The following is a 287-nucleotide window of genomic DNA, read 5'->3' as shown; positions in this document are numbered from 1 at the left end:
CGAACCTGACAGTATACCGAGTACTTGTACGAGGTAATATGGACGTAACCATGCTCCCGAGAAAATCCGCTAAACTTATCCATGCGGCACCCGTACCGTAAACGGACACACGTGGTCGGGTTGAGAATACTGAGGCGCTCGAGTGACTCACGGTTAAGGAACTAGGCAAATTGACCCTGTAACTTCGGGATAAAGGGTCCTCGTCGTAAGGCGAGGCGCAGAGAATAGGTCCAGGCAACTGTTTAACAAAAACACATGGCTGTGCTAAATGGAAACATGACGTATAC

At 49.1% G+C, this 287-nt stretch carries 1 rRNA gene; it reads left to right on the top strand.

Going from position 1 to position 287, the window contains the following annotated elements:
- A 23S ribosomal RNA gene (locus D7V92_RS21825) occupies positions 1–287 on the top strand; the annotation flags it as partial.

Origin of the sequence: Parabacteroides sp. CH2-D42-20, from assembly GCF_003670185.1 — a bacterium.
Classification (GTDB): Bacteria; Bacteroidota; Bacteroidia; order Bacteroidales; family Tannerellaceae; genus Parabacteroides; species Parabacteroides distasonis.
This window is presented reverse-complemented; position numbering and strand designations above follow the sequence as displayed.